The 22,955-nt window shown below is 68.3% G+C and carries 27 protein-coding genes; 17 read left to right on the top strand and 10 right to left on the bottom strand.

Annotation, left to right across the window (positions count from 1 at the left end):
• Positions 1–45: 45 nt before the first annotated feature.
• The 3 genes from AC5RVS_RS11700 to AC5RVS_RS11690 form a co-directional block, all read right to left on the bottom strand.
• Positions 46–510 (bottom strand): hypothetical protein, encoded by a 465-nt coding sequence (locus AC5RVS_RS11700; RefSeq protein WP_494108251.1) that lies wholly within the window; start codon positions 508–510, stop codon positions 46–48.
• Between the two features lie 10 nt (positions 511–520).
• Positions 521–2,083, bottom strand: a complete 1,563-nt coding sequence (locus AC5RVS_RS11695; RefSeq protein WP_494108250.1) for an SDR family oxidoreductase — start codon at positions 2,081–2,083, stop codon at positions 521–523.
• Positions 2,084–2,150: 67 nt separating this feature from the next.
• Entirely contained in the window at positions 2,151–2,666 is a 516-nt protein-coding gene (locus AC5RVS_RS11690; protein WP_493987733.1) for a DUF6328 family protein, read from the bottom strand.
• Between the two features lie 181 nt (positions 2,667–2,847).
• Between AC5RVS_RS11690 and AC5RVS_RS11685 the strand changes: the two genes are divergently transcribed.
• From AC5RVS_RS11685 to AC5RVS_RS11660, 6 genes are all read left to right on the top strand, one after another.
• On the top strand, positions 2,848–3,669 hold the full coding sequence (locus AC5RVS_RS11685; RefSeq protein ID WP_494108249.1) for a DUF4397 domain-containing protein: 822 nt from the start codon (positions 2,848–2,850) through the stop codon (positions 3,667–3,669).
• 94 nt (positions 3,670–3,763) lie between these two features.
• On the top strand, positions 3,764–4,456 hold the full coding sequence (locus AC5RVS_RS11680) for a class F sortase (protein WP_494108248.1): 693 nt from the start codon (positions 3,764–3,766) through the stop codon (positions 4,454–4,456).
• 64 nt (positions 4,457–4,520) lie between these two features.
• Entirely contained in the window at positions 4,521–5,093 is a 573-nt protein-coding gene (locus tag AC5RVS_RS11675) for an RNA polymerase sigma factor (RefSeq protein WP_494108247.1), read from the top strand.
• Positions 5,080–5,868, top strand: a complete 789-nt coding sequence (locus tag AC5RVS_RS11670) for an anti-sigma factor (protein WP_494108246.1) — start codon at positions 5,080–5,082, stop codon at positions 5,866–5,868. Before AC5RVS_RS11675 ends, AC5RVS_RS11670 begins: the two co-directional genes overlap by 14 nt.
• Before the next feature lie 67 nt (positions 5,869–5,935).
• Positions 5,936–6,739, top strand: a complete 804-nt coding sequence (locus tag AC5RVS_RS11665) for a TspO-related membrane protein (protein WP_494108245.1) — start codon at positions 5,936–5,938, stop codon at positions 6,737–6,739.
• Positions 6,740–6,864: 125 nt separating this feature from the next.
• A complete protein-coding gene (locus AC5RVS_RS11660; RefSeq protein ID WP_493987739.1) occupies positions 6,865–7,425 on the top strand; it encodes a Dps family protein in 561 nt (186 codons plus the stop codon).
• 111 nt (positions 7,426–7,536) lie between these two features.
• On the opposite strand, the gene AC5RVS_RS11655 is transcribed toward AC5RVS_RS11660, so the two are convergent.
• Both AC5RVS_RS11655 and AC5RVS_RS11650 read right to left on the bottom strand, forming a co-directional pair.
• A complete protein-coding gene (locus AC5RVS_RS11655; RefSeq protein ID WP_493987740.1) occupies positions 7,537–8,355 on the bottom strand; it encodes a CPBP family intramembrane glutamic endopeptidase in 819 nt (272 codons plus the stop codon).
• Between the two features lie 77 nt (positions 8,356–8,432).
• Entirely contained in the window at positions 8,433–8,708 is a 276-nt protein-coding gene (locus AC5RVS_RS11650) for a hypothetical protein (protein WP_494108244.1), read from the bottom strand.
• Between the two features lie 299 nt (positions 8,709–9,007).
• Between AC5RVS_RS11650 and AC5RVS_RS11645 the strand changes: the two genes are divergently transcribed.
• Genes AC5RVS_RS11645 through AC5RVS_RS11615 form a run of 7 tightly spaced genes read left to right on the top strand, consistent with a single transcriptional unit; the run spans position 9,008 to position 15,184 of the window.
• On the top strand, positions 9,008–10,099 hold the full coding sequence (locus AC5RVS_RS11645) for a polyprenyl synthetase family protein (RefSeq protein WP_494108243.1): 1,092 nt from the start codon (positions 9,008–9,010) through the stop codon (positions 10,097–10,099).
• A gap of 5 nt (positions 10,100–10,104) precedes the next feature.
• The gene (locus AC5RVS_RS11640; RefSeq protein WP_494108242.1) at positions 10,105–10,989 is read left to right on the top strand and encodes a phytoene/squalene synthase family protein; all 885 of its coding nucleotides are present in this window, start codon (positions 10,105–10,107) and stop codon (positions 10,987–10,989) included.
• Complete coding sequence (crtI, locus tag AC5RVS_RS11635) at positions 10,989–12,671, top strand: phytoene desaturase family protein (protein ID WP_494108241.1); 1,683 nt, start codon at positions 10,989–10,991, stop codon at positions 12,669–12,671. Before AC5RVS_RS11640 ends, crtI begins: the two co-directional genes overlap by 1 nt.
• Positions 12,668–13,048, top strand: coding sequence for a lycopene cyclase domain-containing protein (locus AC5RVS_RS11630; protein ID WP_494108240.1), 381 nt, complete (start codon positions 12,668–12,670; stop codon positions 13,046–13,048). Before crtI ends, AC5RVS_RS11630 begins: the two co-directional genes overlap by 4 nt.
• Entirely contained in the window at positions 13,045–13,464 is a 420-nt protein-coding gene (locus AC5RVS_RS11625) for a lycopene cyclase domain-containing protein (protein WP_494108239.1), read from the top strand. Before AC5RVS_RS11630 ends, AC5RVS_RS11625 begins: the two co-directional genes overlap by 4 nt.
• Positions 13,461–14,318 carry a prenyltransferase gene (locus AC5RVS_RS11620; protein ID WP_494108238.1) on the top strand — a complete coding sequence of 286 codons (858 nt, stop codon included), beginning with the start codon at positions 13,461–13,463 and terminating at the stop codon, positions 14,316–14,318. Before AC5RVS_RS11625 ends, AC5RVS_RS11620 begins: the two co-directional genes overlap by 4 nt.
• Entirely contained in the window at positions 14,315–15,184 is an 870-nt protein-coding gene (locus AC5RVS_RS11615) for a glycosyltransferase (protein WP_494108237.1), read from the top strand. Before AC5RVS_RS11620 ends, AC5RVS_RS11615 begins: the two co-directional genes overlap by 4 nt.
• On the opposite strand, the gene AC5RVS_RS11610 is transcribed toward AC5RVS_RS11615, so the two are convergent.
• The gene (locus AC5RVS_RS11610; protein WP_494108236.1) at positions 15,129–15,521 is read right to left on the bottom strand and encodes a VOC family protein; all 393 of its coding nucleotides are present in this window, start codon (positions 15,519–15,521) and stop codon (positions 15,129–15,131) included. The two genes, AC5RVS_RS11615 and AC5RVS_RS11610, sit on opposite strands and share 56 nt — an antisense overlap.
• Before the next feature lie 170 nt (positions 15,522–15,691).
• On the opposite strand from AC5RVS_RS11610, the gene AC5RVS_RS11605 reads away from it, so the two are divergent.
• From AC5RVS_RS11605 to AC5RVS_RS11590, 4 genes are all read left to right on the top strand, one after another.
• On the top strand, positions 15,692–16,144 hold the full coding sequence (locus AC5RVS_RS11605) for a YkvA family protein (protein ID WP_494108235.1): 453 nt from the start codon (positions 15,692–15,694) through the stop codon (positions 16,142–16,144).
• A gap of 247 nt (positions 16,145–16,391) precedes the next feature.
• On the top strand, positions 16,392–17,135 hold the full coding sequence (locus AC5RVS_RS11600) for an ANTAR domain-containing protein (protein ID WP_494108234.1): 744 nt from the start codon (positions 16,392–16,394) through the stop codon (positions 17,133–17,135).
• Positions 17,136–17,359: 224 nt separating this feature from the next.
• Positions 17,360–17,584, top strand: coding sequence for a hypothetical protein (locus AC5RVS_RS11595; protein WP_494108233.1), 225 nt, complete (start codon positions 17,360–17,362; stop codon positions 17,582–17,584).
• Positions 17,581–17,805: a hypothetical protein gene (locus tag AC5RVS_RS11590; protein WP_494108232.1), complete on the top strand. Its 225-nt coding sequence runs from the start codon at positions 17,581–17,583 to the stop codon at positions 17,803–17,805. Before AC5RVS_RS11595 ends, AC5RVS_RS11590 begins: the two co-directional genes overlap by 4 nt.
• On the opposite strand, the gene AC5RVS_RS11585 is transcribed toward AC5RVS_RS11590, so the two are convergent.
• From AC5RVS_RS11585 to AC5RVS_RS11570, 4 genes are all read right to left on the bottom strand, one after another.
• The gene (locus AC5RVS_RS11585) at positions 17,802–19,202 is read right to left on the bottom strand and encodes a dihydrolipoyl dehydrogenase family protein (protein ID WP_494108231.1); all 1,401 of its coding nucleotides are present in this window, start codon (positions 19,200–19,202) and stop codon (positions 17,802–17,804) included. The two genes, AC5RVS_RS11590 and AC5RVS_RS11585, sit on opposite strands and share 4 nt — an antisense overlap.
• A gap of 132 nt (positions 19,203–19,334) precedes the next feature.
• The gene (locus tag AC5RVS_RS11580) at positions 19,335–20,276 is read right to left on the bottom strand and encodes a DMT family transporter (RefSeq protein ID WP_494108230.1); all 942 of its coding nucleotides are present in this window, start codon (positions 20,274–20,276) and stop codon (positions 19,335–19,337) included.
• Between the two features lie 102 nt (positions 20,277–20,378).
• Positions 20,379–22,112: a serine hydrolase domain-containing protein gene (locus AC5RVS_RS11575; RefSeq protein WP_494108229.1), complete on the bottom strand. Its 1,734-nt coding sequence runs from the start codon at positions 22,110–22,112 to the stop codon at positions 20,379–20,381.
• Positions 22,113–22,243: 131 nt separating this feature from the next.
• Positions 22,244–22,939: a TetR/AcrR family transcriptional regulator C-terminal domain-containing protein gene (locus AC5RVS_RS11570; RefSeq protein WP_494108228.1), complete on the bottom strand. Its 696-nt coding sequence runs from the start codon at positions 22,937–22,939 to the stop codon at positions 22,244–22,246.
• Positions 22,940–22,955: the final 16 nt, after the last annotated feature.

The raw sequence follows: 22,955 nt of genomic DNA, 5'->3' as shown, positions 1-22,955 counted from the left end.
GGGCGTGCTTGCCGGGATCAGGCGACGCGACCGCGCCGGCCAAGGTCAGCCGCCGGGGTCCCGCTGGCCGGGGGCGTTTGCCTCGTGGTTCCGGAGCCCGTGAGTGCGCCGGTCCTCTTTCATCCCGGCCTCGAACAGGTGCTTGCGGCCGCCAGCCAGCGCCTCGCGTGCTTGCCGCTCCAGCTCCTTGAAGGGGCCGTAGTAGATCTCGTCGTACTCGTCGATGATCTGGAACGTCCAATGTCCCTCGATGACGTTGCGGCCCACGATCTCCCGGTCGACCCGCTCGGCCAGTTGATGGTGTCCGGCCTTGCGCAGCAGCTCCACCGCCTCGCCCAGCGCCAGGTCGGCCGTACCGGTGAGCCGGTGAAAGCCGTACAGCAGGCCGCGGGCGTGTTCCACCGCTTCCAGCGCCTCGGAGATCTTGCCCAGGGCCTCGAGGGTGGCGTCGTCGAGGCCCTCGGGGCGTCGATACTTTTCCGCGGGCCCGTCGTCCGGTCGCTCGTTCATGCTGGGCACTCTAGCCCTTGCCGGCCATCGCGTCACCGGCAGCCCCGCGCCCGGCAGCCTCACCGACGGTCGCGTCACCGGCCGTCCGGAGCCCGGCGGCCCGCCGGATGATGTTGCGGGCCATGGACGGGAAGATCAGTCCGTGGAAGGGGAGCACCAGCCACCAGTAGAGCTTGCCGGAAAGGCCGGTAGGGAAGTAGATGGCCCGCTGCCGGTACACGCTGCCGCCGTCCTCGGGAACCACCGACAGCTCCAGCCAGGCCTGGCCCGGCACCTTCATCTCCGCGTGCAGCCGCAGCAGCCGGCGCTCCGGTGCGTCCTCGATGGCCTCCACCCGCCACCAGTCCACCGCGTCGCCGACGCTGAGCCGGTCGGCATGCCGGCGGCCGCGGTTGAGCCCGGCGCCGCCCACCAGCTTGTCCAGTACGCCCCGGATGGCCCAGGCCGCCGGCCACGAGTACCAGCCGCTGTCCCCGCCGATCCCCTGGATCACCCGCCACACGTCCTCGGCCGGAACCGTGGATCCGCGTTCCCGCGCGTCCACGAACACGGTCCGGCCGGCCCATTCAGGGTCGCTGGGCAGCGGGTCCGACGGCGGGCTGTTGGAAGCATTGGTCCAGCTGGTCTCCACCTCGCCGCTGGCCATCTTGCCCAGCGCAAGCTGCACCGCGCGGCGATAGCCGGTCAGCCCGCCCTCGGGCGGCGGGATGTAGCGGTCGATGTCGTGCTCGGCGGAGACGGCGTCGTGCTGCAGGGACTGCACCAGCGGCACGGCCATGGCGTGCGGGATCGGAGTCGTCAGCGCCACCCACCAGCCGGCCAGCGCGGGAGCCGGAATCGGCAGTGCATAAATCAGCCGCCGCGCCAGTCCGGCCTCGCGCGCGTACCCGTACATCAGTCCCGCGTAGGTGATCCGCTCCCGGGAGCCGATGTCGAACGTGCGGTTCAGTCCGGCCGGCAGCTCCGGCGCCCGTTCCAGGTAGTGCAGCACGTCGCTGATGGCGATCGGCTCCACGATGCGCTCCACCCAGCTGGGCGCCGGCATCACCGGCAGGTTCTCCGCCAGATGCCGGATCATCTCGAAGGAGGCGGAACCGGAGCCGATCACGACGCCGGCCTGGAAGACCGCCGCCGGCACCTCGCCTTCCAGCAGCGCCCGGCCCACGGCAGCCCGCGAGCGCATGTGGCGGGAGAGTTCGACGTTTTCCGGATGCAGCCCGCCCAGATAGACGACCCGTTGCGCCCCGGCCGCCGCAGCGGCGGCGGCGACCGTGCGGGCTATGGCCAGTTCGCGTCCTTCGAAGTCCGTTCCGGAGGCCATGGAGTGCACCAGGTAGAACACGGTCTGCACGCCGGCGCAGGCCCGCTTGGCATCGTCGGGGTCGGCGAGGTCGCCGGCAACGATGTCCACGTCGTCGTGCCACGGAACCGCCGCGAGCTTGCCCGGTGAGCGGACCAGGACGCGGACGGCGTAGCCGCGGGCCAGCAGGCGCGGAACCAGCCGCCCGCCAATGTAGCCGGTGGCACCGGTGACCAGCACCAGCTGCGGCGTCGGTTCCGGTTCAGTGGCCATGCCGCCATGCTTCCACTCGCGCCGGACCCTGTCACGGGGTCAATGGCCCGGAAAGCGCCGCAACACGTCAGTCGCTGGAGCGCGCCTCTGAACCCCGCAGCCCGCGCTGCAGCAGGTACGGCAGGATCCACAGCAGGAAGAACATCGCCACCAGGACGCTGCCGCCCACCGCCAGGGCAGGGACGTCCCCGGCGACCACGTCCACGATGAACGCCACGCAGCCGGTGGCCAGCAGCCCGATGCCCAGCACCGCGACCTTCACGATCCGGTGCCCGTGCGCCACGGTCGCGTCTTTGAGGTGCAGCCCGAACAGCTTGCGGTGGATCGCCACCGGCGTCAGGATCACCCCGGTCATGAGCGCCGCGAGCACCAGCAGCGCAATGTACAGACCCACCTGGTACGGGGCCAGATCGCTGAAGCGGCTCTGGAACGGAAGCGTCATCAGGAACGCCGTGATGATCTGCGCGCCGGTCTGCATCACCCGCAGTTCCTGCAGCAGTTCGTTCCAGTTCCGGTCCAGCTTCTCCTCGAAGGTCTCGGTCCGGCCTTTTGAGTGTTCGTTAACGCGATCTTCCGTAGCCATAGGAAAAACTTAGCGTCTTCCGCGGCTCTGCATGGAACGGACGACGACGGCGGTGCTCGCCACCCCTGGCGATGGCTGAAAAAAACTTTCATGAAAGTGCATCCAAATACCCCGCCCGGACAGTAGTAGGGATGTAAGCACCGATCAGCCCGGAGCATCCGGGCCGTTGAAGGAGAAGGAAATGCGCAAGAGCATCGTTACCGTTTCAGCCCTGGGGCTTCTGGCACTCGGCGCGGCAAGTCCCGCCCAAGCAGCGGAACAGGAAGCCCAGCTTTCGGTCCTGCACGGCGTCCCGGATTTGACCGTGGACGTGTGGGTCAACGGCGAGCGGACGCTGGATGATTTCGCTCCCGGCGACCTGGCCGGCCCGCTGGCCCTGCCTGCCGGCGCGTACTCGCTGGCCATCACCGCCTCGGACGCCGAGAACGCCGACAGCCCCGCCATCGGCCCGGTGGATGTCCAACTGGAGGGCGGCGGCAACTACACGGCCGTGGCCAACCTGGACGCCGAGGGCAATCCCACCGCCAACCTGTTCGCCAACGACGTCTCGGCCATCGACGCCGGCAAGGGCAAGCTGACTGTGCGTCACACGGCCGCCGCCCCCGCCGTCGATGTGCTGGCGGGCGGATCACCGGTGATCGAAGGCCTGTCCAACCCGAACGAACAGACCCTCACCCTGGACCCGAGCACGATCTCCGCGGCTGTGGCTGCGGCGGGCACCACCGAGCCGGTGATCGGGCCGGCCGACGTGCCGGTGGCGGAGGGCACCCACACGGTCGTCTACGCCTGGGGCAGCCTGGAGGACGGCAACCTGGCTCTGGCGGTGCAGAACATAGAAGGACTGCATTCCGCACCCGGTGCAGTGCCGGGCGGCATGTCGGGCGCGGCCGCGGAGTCCGGCCCGGACTACACCATCGCCGCGGTTGCCGGCGGAGCAGTGCTGCTGCTCCTCGGCACCGGCGCAGTCGCCCGTCGCAGGCAAGCGGTTCGCACCACCGACTAACTGCGACGGGTCTGAAGAAGCCGGCGGCGCCAGCCCGGGGCGCCGCCGGCTTCCATCGCTCCGGCACCGGCAACCACCCCTTGAGGAAAGAATCATGACCGTACTGACGACGACGATGGGCACCCGCGCAGGGCTCCTGTGCTGCGGTGTCTTGATCGCCGCTACCGGCTGTGCCGCACCGATGCAGCCGGCCGCGAGCCGGCAGGTGGTACCGGCCGCTTCCCCGGCAGCTGAAAAAACCCCAGCCGGGCCCGTGGATACCGCGGTATCGATGGTCGACAAGATCCCGGATCCTGCGGATATCCCGGTGCAGCCCGCCGCACCACCGACCACCGCCAGCGACGAGACACCGCCCACCCGGCTGCTCGTGGCCGGTACGTCAATCGATGTGAGCGTCGTCGACGTCGGCGTCAACACTGACAACGCCATGGAAATCCCCAAGTCGGTTAAGCGGGCGGGTTGGTACCGCTACGGTGCCGCGCCGGGTGACCGGACGGGGACCGCGGTGCTGGCGGCCCACGTCGACACCCTGACGGGCATGGCTCCCTTCTCCGAACTGAGGCAGCTCGAGCCGGGCACCCTCATCACGGTCGAACGGGAGGCGGCCGAGCCCGTCACCTACCGTGTCACCGAGGTGGCGCTGATGGACAAGGACGATTTCGACGGACAGGGGATCTTTCGCCGTGATGGAAAACCGCTGCTCAAGCTGGTCACCTGCGGTGGCCAATGGCTGGACGCACGAGAGGATTACAGCCACAATGTGGTTGTCACGGCAGTTCCTGACTGACTTCTCCGGTCCTTCAACACCTGTTAGCGTGGCGTTTCCTCCCACCAACCGGAAGGACGCAGGCTTGGTACCTCATCCTTTCGATGCGTGGGACACGGACATCGATGCGGCCTTTGCTGCCGGCGAGGAGTCTGCCATCGCCGATGCTTACCGGCACCTGGCCCCGCTCGTCCACACGCTGGCCGCCAGGGCACTGCGGGACAAGTCCGCGGCGGACGACATCACGCAGGAAGTATTTATCCGGGCCTGGCGAGCCCGGGAAGGATTTGATCCCGCGCTCGGCCGGTTGCCGGCGTGGATCGTGGGAATCACCCGCCGCGCCATCGCTGATGCGTATTCCTCCGCCGCCCGGGAGCAGCACAAACTCCGGGCCGTTTCGGCGGTAATGCCCGACCCCGAATTCGCCCGGGACGCACAGTCGCCGGAAGTCCTCGCAGACCGCCTGCTGCTGGACGACGAGCTGGAGCGGCTGGGCGAACCCAAGGGCTCCATCATGCGCTTGGCGTTCTACGAGGATCTGACCCACGAGCAGATCTCCCACCGGCTGGACCTTCCCGTTGGTACCGTCAAGAGCCATATTCATCGCAGTTTGCACCACCTGAGGAGCCGTTTGGAGGTCGGCCATGCAGCATCTTGATCCGGAACTGATCAGCCTGCTGGCGCTGGACGACGCCGTCGGCAACCAGTCCGACAGGGACCATCTGCGCCACTGCAGCCAGTGCTCGGACGAGTACCAGGCGCTCCGCCGGGCGGTGGAGGCAGTGAGGGCCGACCCCGAACCGACCCTGGACTCACCCGGCCCGGCGGTCTGGGAAACCATTCACCGGGAGCTGGCGCTTTCCCCCGAACTGGCCGCGGACCCTTTGCAGGGCCGTGCAGAGACCGCCCCGGCGGGGCGCCGGCCGTTCCGGACCCCGTCATCCCGGGGGGTGCCTGCCAAGCCCCAGGCTGCCCGACGCCTCCCGGCCGGACCTCCCTCCTCCCGGCGCCTGCCCTCCCGGCACCTGCCCGCCTGGCTGGCCGCCGCGGCGGCGGTGGCGATCATTGCCGCCATCGGCATCTCCTGGGGCGTCACCCGCGACGCCGCCACCCTGGCGCAGGCGGCGCTGGAGCCGCTGGAGCAATACGCGGCCACCGGAACGGCCCGGGTGGTGGAAGCCAACGGCACGAGGGAACTTGAGATCCGGCTGAGTGAGAACGAGGCGCAGGGATATCAGGAGGTGTGGCTCATAGCGCCGGATTTGTCCGCCCTGGTCAGCCTCGGCGTGATGGAGTCGGACACCGGTAGGTTCGCCATCCCGGAAGGGCTGGACCTGTCGCAGTTCCCCATCGTCGATGTTTCGGACGAACCGTTGGACGGTAACCCCGAGCACTCCAGCGTCAGCATCGTCCGCGGCACCCTCGACACCTAGCTGTCCCTCCGGTCAAGACAGGAAAGTCTCGCAGCGCACCTAACATCCGTCGACAGCCGGAGGAATCATGCAGCAGCAAACGGAGACGAGGACCGGACCGGCCGTGCCGATCCTGGTGTTGGTCAGTTCCCTGGTGGCCATAGCCGCCGCCTTCCTGGGCAGCGGGGTGCTCCTGGGGACGCCGATTCAGGAGGCGGCAGGGGGTTGGTTGAACGAAGACTCGACGCCGCTGGCCCCTGCCTCGGCGGCCTTCCGTATCTGGTCGGTCATTTACCTGGGCCTGCTGGCCTACGCGGTGTGGCAACTGCTGCCGGCGCAGCGGCAGTCGGAACGGCACGCGGCCTTGCGGCCCTGGGCCGTGGCGGCCATGCTCCTGAACGCGGCCTGGATCTGGGTGGTGCAGGCGGGCCTGTTGGTGTTCAGCCTGACGGTGATTGTTGTCCTGCTGGCGGTGCTGGCGCGCATCCTCGTGCTGCTGGTCTGGTCGACTTCCGGCGCGTGGCAGGACACCCTGATCACCGACGGCACCTTCGGGCTGTACCTGGGCTGGGTCACGGTGGCCACGGTCGCCAACACCTCCGCCGTCCTCGCCGCGTCCGGGCTGGACGGCATTGGACTCCCGGTGACCTTGCTGTCTTCCATCGTGCTCGCCGTGGCGGCGGCGATCGGCGTCGGGACCGCCCTGTACAGCCGCGGCCGGATGGCGCCGGCCCTGGCCACCACCTGGGGGCTGGCGTGGATCGCCGTCGGACGACTGGATGGCGGGCTGGTCGACGAGGGCACCGCGATTGCTGCCGGCATCTGCGCGGCGGTGGTGCTGGTCTCCGCCGTCGTCATTCGGTTCGTCGCGAGGGGAGCCCCGGGAGATTAGTAAGGGTGCTGAATTTCGCCCTTGGCTGACGGAAGCGGCGCCGACGGGACGAAACCGCCGGCCATGGCTAGGTTGGAAATAGCAGCACGCCGACAAGCGGCAGCACCTACACAAGGAGGTTTCTCATGGCGGAAACGAACCGATCGAAGGCAAGCTACACCGTACCGGGGCTCGAAATTGAAGAGGGTGTCAAGGTCGCGGACCTCTTGCAGATGCGGCTTCACGCCCTCAACGACCTGCAGCTGACGCTCAAGCACGCACATTGGAACGTGGTGGGCCGCGACTTCATCGGCGTCCACGAAATGCTGGACCCGCAGATTGAAAAGGTCCGCGCCATGATCGACGAGACCGCCGAGCGCATCGCCACCTTGGGCGTCTCGCCGAACGGTTTGCCCGGCGCGTTGGTCAAGGAACGCAGCTGGGATGACTACGACATCCACCGTGCCGGGACCGCCGAGCATCTGGCCGCCCTGGACGTCGTGTACAACGGCGTGATCTCCGACCACCGCGAGGCCATCGAAACCGTCGGCGAGATCGATCCGGTCACGGAGGATATGCTGATCGGCCAGACCGCCGAGCTGGAGCTTTTCCAGTGGTTCATGCGCGCACACTTGGAAAACAGCGCCGGTGAACTGGCTACCGAAGGCGCCAAGACCGAAAAGGGTGCGGCCAAGAAGACGAAGTAGCCCGGCGGCGGCCTTCCCGCGCGCCAAGCCGCACCAGGGCCCGGCGACACTCCCACTGCAGGGAGTGTCGCCGGGCCCGTTGCATCCTGGGTGCGGGCGGGAGCAGAGGGGTTAGTACAGGAAGATCGGCAGCCAGTCGCGGTTGTGCGCGTGGACCAGCGCCAGGAACAGCACGAAGTCGAAGATCAGGTGCACGGACACGACATAGGTGAACGACTTCGTCAGCTTGAAGGTGTAGCCCTGCAGCAGCGCGAACGGGAAGGTCAGCAGCGGCCCCCAGGCCTGGTATCCGATTTCCCACAGGAAGGACGAGAACACGACGGCCTGCAGGATGTTGGCCAGCCAGTCGGGAAAGTGCCGGCGCAGCAGCGTGAACGTGGTGCAGATGAAGAACAGTTCGTCCCAGATGCCCACGGCGTTCACGCCGAGGAAGAGCCGCCAGAAGATCGTGGGGTCGGAGGCATCCGGCCAGTTTTGGTAAACGCCCGTGCTGACGAGGTACACCGGCAGGATGAAATAGCCGAGCGCCACGACGCCGATGAGGTACAGCTTGGCAGACAGCGGCCATTTGCGGCCGGTGTTGACCGGGAACCTGATGATCTTCTCGCGGTAGACGAACCTCGACACCAGCCACGGCACCAGGACGGCCAACGCGAGGGCGCCGCCCATCAGGGCCATGTGCCCGATGCTCAGGTCGGCGTTCAGCGGGACCAGGCTGATGATCAGCATTCCCGCGGCGATCAGCCCGAGGTGCCGCACAAACTCCAGGTCGACCAGCGCCGCCGTAGCAATGCTTAGCGCGAGCAGGCTGTAGCCAAGGGGGCCGTTCTCGACGGCAAACAGCAGCACGCCAGACGCCGAGAGGAACACCGCCGGCACCAGTTTCCAGCTCAGTGCGGTCCGGGGCGGTTCGGTCGAGATTGTTGTCACGCAACCAGCATGGCAGCACAGCCGCCCGCGCGGAAACCGTTGTCTGCTTAGTGCCCGGCTGGTTCCACCAGCGACGGCTAGTGGTGGCCGGCCTTGGCGGTGCCGAACATCAGCGTGCGGCGCTTGATGTCGTAGTACACGGTCTCCGCGGTGGAGAGGAGGTCCTGAAGGTTGTCGGCGTCGTCGGCGTCCAGCGTCAGCACCTCTTCCCACGCGCCTTGGTCGAGGACCAGTTGCAGGGTCCAGGTGCCCGGGGCGCCTGGCTCGCCGGCCACCCAGGTGAACTGGTAATGGCTGAGCTGGCGGACCTTGATGCTGTCGTCGGTGACAGGTTGTTGGGGTGTCGGTGTCATGGTTTTTTCCTTTTCGCGAGGAAGCCTTGACCGGCCTCACATGGCGCCGGGGTCCGGACGATATACCCCAACGATGCTAAGTGTGCTTACCACTTTCCATGATGGGACAGCCGCTGGCAAGCCTTTGGCCGACATTGGCGCCGGGCCCGCCAAAACGACCAGCTACTTGGGGATCCGGGCCCCGCCAACCGGTGGCAATGGTCGCGTACTGGGGCGGAGTGACGCACACTATGGAACAACGAATTTGCAGATTTGACGGGGGCAGCCATCGCGTCCCCACCTTGGGGAGAAGGTCAGTCATGACTCTGGACGCCGAAAGCCGCGCGAGCGCCGGGGCAGCGTCGGACTCCTGTGACTGGCAACGCCTAGGTCCCCTCGTCGAGTCGGAACTTCAGCGTTTCGCGGCAGGGAATCGCGCCCGGGCCGGCACGCTCTCGCGTTCCTTCCCCGTGCTGTGGGACCGCATTGATGCTGCGCTGGGTGGCGGCAAGCGGATGCGGCCCAGGATGGTGCACCTCGCCTATAGATCCTTCGGCGGCGAGGATCCGCGCCGCTGTGCCAGGCTTGCGGCGGCGTTCGAGCTGCTGCACACGGCGCTGGTAGTGCACGACGACGTCATAGACAGGGACTTCCTCCGCCGCGGCTTGCCGACCATCGGAGCCCGTTACCGGGACGACGCCGTGGGTCTGGGGTCGTCCCGCCCCGAGGCCGAACACTTGGGCCACTCGGCGTCGATCATTGCCGGCGACCTCTTGCTGACCGGTGCCCTGCGGATGGCCGGCAGCTCCGGAGCGGGGCTGCCGTGCGCCGACGTTTTGATGGATACGGTCCACGACGCCGTCTTTGCCTCGACGGCGGGCGAACTCGACGATGTCCTGCTGTCCGCCTCGACGGAGAGCCCGCTCCTGGGTGACGTCCTCGGCATGGAAAGTTTGAAGACGGCGGCCTACTCGTTCGAGGCGCCGCTGAAAGCCGGGGCGCTGTTGGCCGGTGCCGACCGGCAGCCGGCAGAAGCGCTCGCTGCGGTGGGTCGCCGCATCGGCCTGGCCTACCAGATCGTGGACGACGTTCTGGGGACTTTCGGGGAGCCCGGTACCACGGGCAAGTCTGCCGAATCCGACCTGCGCGAGGGTAAACGCACCGTGCTGACCGCGTACGCGGCAGAGGCGGACGGATTCGATGGCCTGCTGGCTGCGTTTCGGCGCGGCGCCGCGGGGGTCGGCGAGGTCCGCGCAGCGCTCAAGGACTGCGGGGCGGACACGCAGGCAATGGGGCTGGCCCGCCGCCTGGTGGACGAAGCGCTCGAGGAGTCCCGCAGCCTGCCGCTGGACGCCGGCGCGTGGAGCGAACTGGAACGGGTTTGCAATCACGTGCTGACGAGGGGGAACTAGCGGCCATGGAACCGAACCCGCTGCTCCGATATACCGACGCCGCCGGCCGGAGTGCCGGCGTCGTGATTGCCCGCTATTCCACGTCCTTCGGCCTGGCGTGCCGGCTGCTCGGGCCGGAGGAGCGCCGGCACATAGCCAACGTCTATGCGCTGGTTCGGGTGGCCGACGAAGCGGTGGACGGCGCGGCTGCGGCGGCGGGGCTCGACGCCGTGGCCGTGCGCGACCAGCTGAACCGGTTGGAACACGAGACCGAAACCGCGCTGCTGACCGGCTACAGCACCAACATGGTGGTGCACGCGTTCGCGGGGACCGCGCGCGCGTGCGGCATCGGCGTCGACCTGACCCGGCCGTTCTTCGCCTCGATGCGCGCGGACATTACGGTGGCCGAACACACTTCCGATTCGCTGGTGGACTACATCTACGGCTCCGCCGAAGTGGTGGGGTTGATGTGCCTGCGGGTGTTCCAAACGATGCCCGGCGCGATGCCCGGCCGGGACGACGAGCTCACCGCCGCCGCCCGCCGGCTCGGCTCCGCCTTCCAGAAGGTCAACTTCCTGCGCGACCTCGCCGCCGACCGGGCCGAACTGGGCCGCAGCTACTTCCAGCAGTCGGGCGCCGAGGCGTTAAACGAGGAACGGAAGCTCGCGCTGGTGGCCGACATCCGCGCGGATCTTGCCGCCGCGCAGCGGGGCATCGGGCTGCTCCCGCCCGGCGCCTGCACCGCCGTCGCACTGGCCCATGCCTTGTTCAGCGCGCTGGCGGACCGGCTGGAGCGGATACCGGCGGACGAGTTGCTCTCCCGCCGGGTGCGGGTCGGCACGCCGCAGAAGGCGGCGATCGCCCTGCGGATCCTTGCCCGCCAGCGGCTGCGCGGAAGGATCGCCGCCTGATGGGCCCGACGTCGTTCACGGACAGGCTGTCCCCTCGCCGGCGGGCAGCGGGAACGGCTCACGCCGGCGGCTCCGCAGGCCAACCGGTGGTGGTGATCGGCGGCGGGGTCTCGGGACTGGCAACGGCTGGGCTGCTGGCCCGGGCCGGGCACCGCGTCACACTGCTGGAGCAACGTTCCGGGCTGGGCGGCCGGGCGGGACGGCACGAGCGCGACGGCTTCCGCTTCGACACCGGCCCGTCCTGGTACCTGATGCCGGAGGTGATCGACCACTGGTTCAAGCTGATGGGCACCAGCGCCGCGGACCAGTTGGAGCTGGTGAGGCTGGACCCCGGCTACCGCATCTGGTTTGAGGGGTATCTGGAGGCCACCGAAGTGCGCTCGGGCCGCGAAAATGCGGCGGGCCTCTTTGAAGGCCTGCAGCCGGGGTCCGGGCCGGCCTTGCACCGCTACCTTGATGAGGCAGCGGAAACGTACCGGCTGGCCAAGGAGCACTTCCTGTACGACGACTTCGCCAGCCTGCGCAACCTGGCCCACCCGCACGTGCTGCGCCGGGCGCCCCGGTTGGCCAAGCTGCTCGGCTGGAGCCTTGACCGCTACGTCCGCGAACGGTTCACGGACCCGCGGCTGCATCAGGTGCTGGGGTACCCGGCGGTTTTTCTGGGAACCAGTCCGTACCGTGCGCCGGCGATGTACCACCTGATGAGCCACCTGGACCTGGACGACGGCGTGTACTACCCGATGGGCGGGTTCGCCGCCTTGGTCGATGCGATGGAGCGGCTGGCGCGGGAGGCCGGCGTCCGGATCGAAACCCGGGCCACCGCCCGGCGGATCGTCACCGGGCAGTCCGGCGCGAAGGCCCGCTGCGAGGCGGTGCTCTGGTCGGATGCCGACGGTGCCGAACACCGCACGGCGGCGGGCGTCGTCGTCGCCGCGGCGGACCTGCACCACGTGGAGACCGTACTGCTGCCGGCGCCCGTGCGCAGCCACCCGGAACGGGTGTGGCGGCGCCGCGACCCCGGACCCAGCGCCGTGCTGGTCTGCCTGGGCGTGCGCGGGACGCTGCCGCAGCTGGCCCACCACAACCTGCTCTTTACCCGGGACTGGAGGGAGAACTTCAGCCGAATCCGCTCCGGACGGGCGTTGGCACGGGAGACCTCCATCTATGTCTGCAAACCCAGTGCCACCGACGCCGGCGTGGCGCCGGCCGGGCACGAGAACCTGTTCATCCTGGTCCCCGCACCGGCGGCGCCGGCCTGGGGCTCGGGCGGTGACGACGGTTCCGGGGCGGCCGTCGTGGAAGCGGTCGCGGATGCTGCCATCGACCAGCTGGCCGCCTGGACTGGCGCGGCTGGCCTGCGCGGCCGGATCGCCGTCCGCCGCACCTACGGCCCGGCGGACTTCGCGGACGGCTTCAACGCCTGGCGCGGCAGCGCGCTGGGTCCGGCGCATACCCTGCGGCAGAGCGCTTTCCTGCGCCCGGGCAACCGGAGCCGCCGGGTGGGCGGGCTGCACTACGCCGGCAGCTCGGTCCGGCCGGGCATCGGCGTGCCCATGTGCGTGATCAGTGCCGAGCTGGTGCTCAAGGCCGTGCAGGGGATCGGGACGCCCGGGGCCCTGCCGGAACCGGACCCGGCGGCCGGCCAGGCGCCGTCGTCGGATGGTGCGGGGAGGGGCGCATGATCTACCTGGCCGTGCTGGTGGCGCTGCTGGGCTGCATGGCCCTGCTGGACGCGCGCTACCGGCTGTTCTTCTTCGCCCGGCCGGTCGCGGCCGCCGTCACCCTGGCCATCGGACTGGCCTACTTCCTGGCCTGGGACGTGTGGGCAATCGCGCTGGGAATCTTCGTGCACCGCGACTCGCCGCTGATGACCGGCATCATGCTGGGGCCGGAGTTGCCGCTGGAGGAGGCCTTCTTCCTGGCCTTCCTCTGCTACCAAACCATGGTCCTGTTCACCGGTCTGCTGGCGTGGGGCCGGCACCGGCGGGGTGTCGGCACGGCCGGAGCGCAGTTGGTCAGCCACGACGACGGCGCGACGGCGGGCGGTGGTCCGGCGTGAGTTTCCTGGAGCTGAATGCCGTTTTCCTCGGCGTCGCAGGTGCCGCGGCCCTGGCCGCGGTCCTGGCCAGGCGGGTGCCCCGCGGGGCCGCGGCGGCGGCCGGCCTGTCCGTCGCGGCGCTGTGGGTGCTCACCGCCGTGTTCGACAACGTCATGATCGCCTCCGGGCTGTTCGACTACGGCGGGCACGCACTGGCCGGACTCCGGATCGGCCTGGCGCCGATCGAGGACTTTGCCTACCCGCTGGGCGCCGCGCTGCTGCTGCCCGCGCTGTGGCTGATGCTCGCGGGAGGGGATCGCCGCCGTCGTGCCGATGACGGGGCCAGCGGCCGCGCCGACCGAACTGCCGGTCTCGATACCCGCCACGGTCCCGGCGGCGCAGCAGGCCGAGCCGAAGGGGGAGGAGAGTCGCCGTGATCCGCGAACTGGTCATCACCTCCCGGCCGGTGTCCTGGGTCAACACCGCCTACCCCTTCGCCGCCGGGTACCTGCTGGCTTCCGGCGGCATCGACTGGCTGCTGTTGGTGGGCACCATCTTCTTCCTGGTCCCGTACAACCTCGCCATGTACGGCATCAACGACGTCTTCGACTACGAATCGGACCTGCTCAACCCGCGCAAGGGCGGGGCCGAGGGCGCGGTGGTGGACAAAACCCGTCACCGCGCGATCCTGCAGGCCAGTGCCGTGGCCACGATGCCGTTCATCGCGGTCCTGGCGGTAACCGGCAGCATGGCATCCAACCTGGTGCTGCTGGTCTCGCTGGCCGCGGTCTACGCCTACAGTGCGCCGGGGCTGCGGTTCAAGGAACGGCCGTTCCTGGACTCGCTGACCTCCAGCACGCACTTCGTCTCGCCCGCGGTCTACGGGCTGGTCCTGGCCGGCGCCGACTTCACCCCGGGGCTGTGGGTGCTGTTGGCCGCGTACTTCCTGTGGGGCGTGGCCAGCCATGCCTTCGGCGCGGTGCAGGATGTGGTCCCGGACCGCGAGGCCGGGCTCGGGTCGATCGGCACGGTGCTGGGTGCCCGCCGTACCGTGCTGGTCTCCGCCGTTGCCTATGCCGCGGCCGGGCTGCTGATGCTGGCCACCGATTGGCCGGGGCCGCTGGCCGGGCTCCTGGCCCTGCCCTACCTGGCCAACGTGCTGCGCTTCGCCGGGATTGACGACGCCGGCTCGGCCGCCGCGAACGCGGGGTGGAGACGGTTCCTGTGGCTGAACTATGTGGTCGGTTTCCTGGTCACCATGCTGCTGATCTGGTACGCGGGAGTCCGGTGAGACCGCGGGGCGACGGCGCCGCGGCGGACCGTCGCGAAGGCCGCCATCAAACCATCATGACCGTGGTGATCCCGGTGCTCGACGACGCCGCGGCGCTCGCCGAATGCCTCGCGCTGCTGGGGCGGCAGACTCGTCCCGCCTTCGAGGTCGTCGTCGTGGACAACAACTGCACCGATTCCTCGGCCCACGTGGCACGGGCCGCCGGGGCGCGCGTCGTCGTCGAACCACGGCCCGGCATCCCGGCGGCATCGGCTGCGGGGTACGACGCCGCCGCTGCCGGTTTCGACGCCGACGTCCCGGGCTTCGATGCCGCCCGCGCTGGCGTCATCGTCCGCTGTGACGCCGACACCCGTCCCCACGCCGACTGGCTGGCACGGATCGGTGCCGCCTTCGACGCCGATCCCGGCCTCGACGCGCTGACCGGGCCGGGCGTGTTCTACGACCTGCCGCGGCCGGTGGCCCGGCTCGCCTCCGCCGCCTATGGCTCCGGCTATCGGTTCGGCGCCTGCCTCGCGATGGCGGCCCTGCCGGTATGGGGATCGAACTTCGCCATGCGACGGACTGCCTGGGAACGGGTTAAGGCAGGCATCCACCGCGACCGGCCGGACATCCACGACGACCTGGACCTCAGCTTCCAACTGGCTCCGTGGGCGCGGATCCGGTTTGACCGGCGGCTGAGCGTCGGTGCCGCCGGCCGGATCTTCGCCGGCAGGGCCGCGTTTACCAAGCGCTTCCGGTGGGCCTTCACCACCCTGACGGTGAACTGGGCGGTGCAGCCACCCGGGCAGCGGTGGCTGCAGCGCCTACGCTTCAGGCCTCCGGAGCGGAGGAGCGCAGCATCTCCAGATAGTGCGGGTTCTGCATGATGCCGAGCACGTTGCCGAACGGATCCACGACCGAGGCCGTGACAAATCCGTGGCCGCGTTCCGTGACGGGCTCCAATTCCTTCGCGCCCTTCTCCAGCAGGCGCTGCCGCACGGCCCTCACATCGTCCACATGCCAGTAGAGGATCGCACCGCCCGGGTCGATGGCGTGTCCCGGGGGAGCATGCAGGGTGTCGATCAGCCCCAACTCATGCTCGTAGTCGCCGACCCGGAACTCCGCATAACCCGGCTGCTCAAAGTAGGGCTTCTTGCCCAGCAGGTCGGAGTACCACTCGACCGCCGCCGGCAGGTCGGGGGTGTAGTAGCTGACCGTACTCATTCCCCGCAGCATGAGTCTCCCTCCGAAGGATTACCGACGCCGCCCCAGACGCCCGGACCGCTGTGATGGTTGGACGCTACCGCACATCGACGTCCGTGTCTGCCCTACAGTTGCCGTAGCGCGGCCAAGGCAAAGTACGACGGCGCGGCCGTGCCGGGAACGGAGCAGAAATGGACTGGGCTGACCTCCTGGTTGGTGTGGCGGGTGGCCTCGTCCTGGTCTGTTTGGTGCTGCTGGCCAGCCTGTGGTGGTACGCCCGCCAGCACCCGGAGACCGTGGGAATGCGCGACGCCCTGCGCCTGCTGCCGGATCTGCTGCGCCTGATGCGCCGGCTGGCGGCGGACCGCGCGGTACCGGCCCGGGTCCGGATGCTGCTCGTGTTGCTGCTGGCCTACCTGGCCAGCCCCCTCGACCTGGTGCCCGATTTCCTGCCCGTCGTCGGTTATGCCGACGACGTCCTGATCGTGGCCTGGGGGCTGCGGCTGCTGATCCGTACCGCCGGCCCGGAGGCGCTGCGCCGGCAGTGGCCCGGTACCCCGGCAGGACTTCGCGTGATCGAACGCTTGGCCGGGCTTCCGGGCGACGGGCTCCGGGCCAGCCAAAACGGCGCCATGAACCCCTAGCACGCGACAGCTTCCAGGCGTTACGGTTCGTGGTCCGGCAAGCGATCGGTAGTCCGAATCGTTATCGGCAGGGAGCGGGGAAGGCCTGCCAGGTGCCGGCGGCCGCTTCGAGCAAGGCCCGAGGCTGGGTAAGCTGAGTCCGCCGGCGACCCTCTTGAGCAGCAGCCGAATCCTGAATTGCCCTAGCTGTGACCCACCTCACGAGGTGTAGCGTGGAGCGTACGCCGGAGCATCAGTGGAGGGCATCATGGCACGCGAAATTTATGATGATTCCGAGACGACGGTCAAGGATTTTCTTCACGGACTGGCTGCCGACAGTGCGGACATCGAGGCGTTCCTGAACGCAGTCGCCCGCTTGGCGGTGCACAATCTGTCCCGACCCGGCGAGGAGCTCCTGAGCGGTATCACGCTGCTGCGCCACAAGAAGGCCGGCACGGTTGCCAGCAGCAGCGACCGTGCGCAGAAGATGGACGAAATCCAGTACGCCTATTCGGACGGGCCCTGCCTGCGCGCGGCCCGTGAGCACACGGTTGTCCATATCGCCGACCTGCAGGTGGAGACCACTTGGCCTGCGTACACCAAGGTCGTTTTGGCCCAGGGCATCCGGTCCATCCTGGCTGTCCCGATCCCGCTCGAAACCGGGGACAGCGCGGGGTTGAACCTCTACTCCGACCTGCCGCGGAGATTCGATGCGGACGCCCTCAAGGCCGCCGAGCAGTACGCGCACCAGGCCTCCCAGGCGCTGTCCCTGGCCGTCCGGCTGGCCCGCCACCGGGAGACCGAAGCGGACCTGAAAGCGGCGCTGGAATCCCGAACGACCATTGCCGTGGCCGTCGGGATCATCATGGGCCAAAGCCGCTGCAGTCAGGACGAGGCGTTCGCGATGCTGAAGTCTGCCTCCAATACCCGCAACATCAAACTCCGTGATCTGGCGTCCGACATCGTAGCCTCTACCGGAGCCCCCTCCGCCGAAACCCACTTCGATAAATAGTCGGCGACCGCATCGCCCAAGCCCTTGAGCAGCGGGTGATGTTCTTGTACCGTTGGGTCCGGTTAAGCAGTTGGCCATCGATCCACTCATTGGAGCGCCGATCATTGGTTCACAAACTGCGTGTACTTGTCAGGCTTGATATCGACCGTGTCTCAGCGGCCATCGAGGTGGGCGGATGCCTGACCGCCGACAGCTGCACAGCGCTTTTACCTCTTGTCCAACGCATGGATCGCCTGGCCCACGGAATGGTGGTCACGGTCGATCTGGCCGACGCGCAGCACATTGAGCGCCGCGGCCTGGAAATGCTCGAACGGTTCAGCGCCGGAGAAGCAGTTAATGCGACGCAGGCCGCGCCCTTCACCGGCACCTTGGCGATCGCCGTTCCCGCGGATCTTCCGGAGTGCCCCGCCCTGCCCTTTGACCGGCCACGACTCCAGGGAGCGGCATGAACCGCATGACGCCAACGTCCGGGCCTTCGCCGTTTCCGCGTGACCTGTCGGTCCTTTCCATGGACCAGCTGCTGACGCTCAGCAACCAATGCTTCGAACAGCTGGACTGCGAACATCCGGCACGGGACGCGCTGGTCCAGTACTACGTACTCACCGCGGAGCTTGAGGTCCGGGACGCGGCCGTGGAAGACGGTGACAGGGGAAGCCGCCTTGGCGCCTAGTCCTCCAGCCACGCAGGTGTGAACAGCAGGTTCAACCCCTCGGAGACGGTGGGGTGCGTGATGATGGCATCGCGCACCGCGGTGAAGTCCATTCCGCCGATCATCGCCATCTGCAGCACCGCGATCGCCTCGCTGGCCCCAGTTCCCAGCAGCGCGGCACCAAGGATCTTGCCGGTCTTCCGGTCCAGCACGGCCTTCCATTCGCCGTCCAGCTGACCGAGGGTCCGGGCGCGGGGGATCGCGCTCACGGGCATCCTGGCGATCCGCACCTCATGGCCGGCGTCCCGGGCCTGCGCCTCCGTCATCCCCACCCGGGCGAGCTCCGGCGTCGTAAAGACGGTGTAGGGGATCAGCCGTCCCTGGGTGGACCGCGGCTCTCCCTCGCCCCGGGTGGCAGCCAGGTTGGTTTTTAGGATCCGGTAGTCGTCGTAGGAAGCGTGGGTGAACTGCGGCGAGCCGGCGGCGTCGCCGGCGGCCCAGACGCCGTCGGCCGTGGTGCGCAGCTGCTTGTCCACCTGGACGAAGCCCTTGTCCGTCAGCTCTACGCCAACCTTTTCCAGCCCCATCCCGTCCGTCATCGGCCGGCGTCCCAGCGCCACCAGCACGTCGCCAGCCGTGACGGTCTCCCCGGTGGACAGCGTCACGGTCACGCTCCCGTCGGCGGCGCGCTCGATCTTCTCCGCGGACGCCTCGAGCTTCAGCGTGATCCCGGCGTCGGTGAAGTTCCGGGCCACCAGCTCGGCCACGTCGGCGTCCTCCCGAGGCAGCAACTGCCATGCGCGCTGGATAACCGTGACCTGCACGCCGATGGTGTTCAGCAGGTCGGCGAACTCGCAGCCGATGTAGCCGCCGCCCAGGATCACCATGCTCGCCGGCAGCTGCTCCAGGTGCAGCAGGGTGTTGCTGGTCTGCACACTGGATTCGGCCAAGCCGTCGATGTTGGGCAGGGCCGGCTCGGTGCCCAGATTGAGAACGACGTCGGTGCCGCGCAGGAGCCGGGTGCCGCCGTCGTTCAGTGCGACTTCCACGGTTTTTTCGGCTACGAACTTTGCCTCGCCCAGGATAAAGTCCATGCCCGACCCCGTGAACAGCTTTTGCTGCCCGGCGACCATGGTGTCCACCACGTCCTCCTTGCGGTGGCGCAGCAGCTCAAGGTCCATCCGTGGCTGCTCCGCGCCCGCCACGCCGAACTCGGCCGCCCGGCGCACGGTGTCCAGCACCCGCCCGGACTGGATGAGGGTCTTGGTGGGAATGCACGCCACGTTGATGCAGGTGCCGCCGACCATCGCACGCTCCACCATCGCCACCTTCTGGCCGGACTTGGCCAGGTCCATTGCCAGCGACTTGCCGGCCTTCCCGCCGCCGATCACCAGCAGGTCGAATTCCTCGGGTTCCATATCCATCCTTCCCTCGGTTAACCGTCAAGGCTCCTGCGCACACTCACCGCACGCGCCGCCTTACAGCGCATCATGCCGCCTTAAAACCACCCTACGCCGATGGGCGGCGGGCGCTTCCGCCGGAATGTGGGCTCAGGGAATCTCCTCGGCGGCCGAATCTTTGCGAGGTTCGAGGGTGTGCCGCGAGTCTTTGAGCCCGGCGGTTGTCTTGTCCCGGGTGGTGAAGAACACGCCGCACATCACCAGGGCCGCGCCGAGCAGCTGCATGCCGCTAATGCTCTCGTCCAGCAGCAGATACGCACCGAGCATGGTGAAGACCGGCACGAAGTTCAGGAACACGGACGTCTGGGACGCCCCGAGGACGGCAACGGCCCGGTTGTACAGCATCAGGGCAATCACCGAGGGAAAGACGCCGAGGTACACCAGCCCCGACCAGTGGCCTCCGCCGATCTGCGGGACTCCCACGATCAGCCACTCCGCCACCATGACGGGCAGCAGGATCATGACCGACAGTCCGGTCATGACCAGGACCGCCCCGTAGGACGGGAACAGGTGCAGATACTTTTTCACCGCGATCGAATACACTGCCCAGGACACCGCGGCCGCTGCCATGATGGCATCGCCGATGTTCCAGGACAGGTCCGCGAGGCTCATCAGCTGCCCGTTGGTCACCACCCACAGCGCCCCGCACATGGAGAGCACGACGCCGAACCACTGGATCGCCCTTAGCCGTTCGCGCAGCAGCCAGAAGCTCAGGGCCACCGTTGCCGCCGGAACCGATGCCTCCAGCACGGAAACGTTGGTGGCCGAGGTGAATTGGAGGGCGCTGTAGATCAGCGTATTAAAGAGGGCGACTCCCGTGAGCGTCAGCAGCAGCAGCGGTTTGCGATGCTGGAGGAACAGTCGACGGGACTGCCAGGCGCTGCGGTATCCCAGCGGGAGCAGCACCAGGAAGGCAATGAAGACCCGGAAGAACGCGATGGTCAAAGGCGGCAGGTCGCTGAGCGCTTTGCCGGTCAGGATATTGCCGGCATAGAAGATGACCACCAGCAGGAGGAGGAAGTAGGCGCGCATTCTCCTCCTAGGGTCGGTTTCCGGCGCTCGTTTCACACACCCTACGTGCTAAACACTGCGCCGGGCCGCAGCCTGGTGGCGCCCGGGGGGTCTTTGGCTTAGTCAAGAGGCGTGCCGGGGCGTCCGGAGCCGGGACAGCAGCCAAACCGTCCGGGGGAGGGAGCAGACGATGGCCAGCGTCAGTGCCGGTACAAGGGCGGCACCGACGTCGGGAAGCTGGCGGATGATGACGGCCAGGTAGGTTTCGAACCGGGCGGGTGCGTAAACGAATCCCAACCAGACGAGGAACGCGTCGAGGGCCAGGGCCCCGGCGGCCCAGAGCACAATCACTCCACGGTACCGGGCCATGCCGACCGGGTCGTTTCCGCGCGTGCCTGCGGAGCTGGCTCCGGCTGTGGTGGCAGGGCCGCCGCGGCGCGGGCCGAGGCGTTTCCGCCCCAGGACGTGGAGCGCCAGCGCCAGGCTCGCCAGCTCGGCGAGCAGCAGCGCCAGGGCGACGGCCCAGCCGTACTGCTGCAGCCAGTCCTCGTCCGCGTCCAGGGGTTCGGGAGGCTGTCCGTGGAGAATCCGCAGGACATTGCTGTCCAGCGCCTGCAGCCGGGACGGCGCGGACGTGTCGTTCCCGTTGATCAGCAGGGCAAGGCCCAGCCCGGAGGACGGAACCATGGCCTGATAGGTGTGCGTGTTGCCCCATTCGCCTTGATGTTCCAGCAGCAACGGCAGGTCGCCGTCCGCTGCGGGCGAGGCGTCCGGGTGTGTGGATTCCAGCAGGGGGCGCGCAAACCATGCCATGGCATACCTTTTGGATTCGTCCACACGGACCCGGGGCGTCAGCAGCGTCTCCACGCTTTCCGGCCGGAGGATTTGGCGGTCCAGGTAGGCGCCGCCGTGCAGCAGGGCGATCAACTCGTGGCCGAGATCCTGGGCCGATGAGTACATAACGGTCGAGGGCATCCCCGTTACCGCGGCCGGCACGTCCGTCTCCCGCCACCAGGTGCCGAACCACAGTGAGTAGCCCGACGCCAGGCCATCCGCGCGCGCAGCTGCCCGCGTGGTGTGGGTGTTGGCCATCTCGAGCGGCGTGAACACCTGGTCCTGCATGTAGTCCCCGAAGGGTTGGCCGGAAACGGTCTGCACCAAGAGGCCGAGGACGTTGTAGTTGGCATCGGAGTAGGCGAACGTTGCCCCCGGCGGGTTGGCCAGGCTGGCGTCGGACAGATCCCGCACGCCCTGTTCCAGCGCTGCAGGATCCTGGGTATCCGATGCTGCGTAAGCCGAGCCGTCTGCCGTGGACAGCCCGCTGGTCTGATGGAGCAGGTGGCGGACCGTGATGGCGGCCGCGCGGTGGTCACGCATGCTGAACCACGGCAGGTAGGTCCGCACGGGTTCGTCCAGCTCCAGCAGGCCGGCCTCCACCTGCTGCATCACGGCGATGGCGGTCAGGGATTTGCTGGTCGACGCCAGAAGAACCGGCGTCTGGGCGGTCATGGGGCGCCCCGAGTCATCGGCGCTGCCGAACGCCGCCTGGTGTACTAGTCCGCCGTGTCTGATGATGGCGACGGAGACTCCCGGAATCCCGAGGGCATCAATCTGGTCTTGCAAGTAGGCGTCGACCGCCGCAAAGGCCGGGTCGGGCGCACCGCGGCCCGGGACCGGGGGCGCAGGTGCCGCTGTCGCGGCGGCTGCCGCGCCGCCGTCCACAGACGCCGCAGGCCAGGTCCCCAAGGCTGCCAAGCAGGTTCCGACGGAGAGGAGGCAAGCGGCCGCACAGGCGAGGGTGAAGGCGGTCCGGAACTGCAACGGCGTCCGCCCCATCCGTCCGCGGTTTTTGCCCATTCCCGCTCCTGCGGTTCGGATTGCGGTTCATTCACCGTAGAGGCTGGCGCATGGGAGCACAATGGACCGACAAGACCAGCTGCTCCCCCCTAGGCCGGGCGTGGAGGAGTCACGCGCTCAGGACGCGAGCCTCATGACCGCCGGGCCGACGTCCATCCCTGCTGGTGAAGTTTTTCGAAACCGTCGAGGAGGAGGTCCAGCGCGAACTCGAACTCGAACTGGTCGTCGCAGCCCTGGCCCACCACGGATCCCTCGTCGTGGGCGCCCGCCATGGCGATTTCGGCGATATGCGGATACCGCTCGGCCATCGCGCGCAGCATCTCCGGCGGGACGTCGGCGGGCGCGCTTTGCGAGTCGTCGAACAGCTCCTGGGTAAACCCCCACATGCGGCTGCCCAGGGCGTGCATCACATGGTGGGTGAGGTCGACCGAGAATCCGCCGGCGCGGAACATGCCGATCACCGAGTCCATGTACTCCAGGACAAGCGGCGTCTTGTTCGTGCGCGACTCAAGAACCTGGCGCGCCCAGGGGTGGCGCAGCAGGACCTCCCGGGCCGACAACACCCGCTGACGGACGGCGTTCCGCCAGTCCGTCGCGCCGGGCCGCGTCTCGATCTCGCCGACGATGACGTCGACCATGCCGTCCAGCAGTTCTTCCTTGTTGGCGACGTGCTTGTACAGCGCCATCGGCACCACGCCCAGCTTTTGGGCCAGCTTGCGCATGCTGAGCGCGTCGACGCCCGCTTCGTCGGCAAGTACGACGGCGGCGCTTAACACCCGCTCCCTGTTCAGCGGGGTGCGGCGTGCCGACTCCACCTGCTGAGCCATCAGGATCACCCTTTCT

This window comes from Arthrobacter sp. Y3221048 (assembly GCF_059092685.1).
The sequence above is the reverse complement of the archived record's forward strand: the minus strand, read 5'-3'. Positions and strand labels throughout refer to the sequence as shown.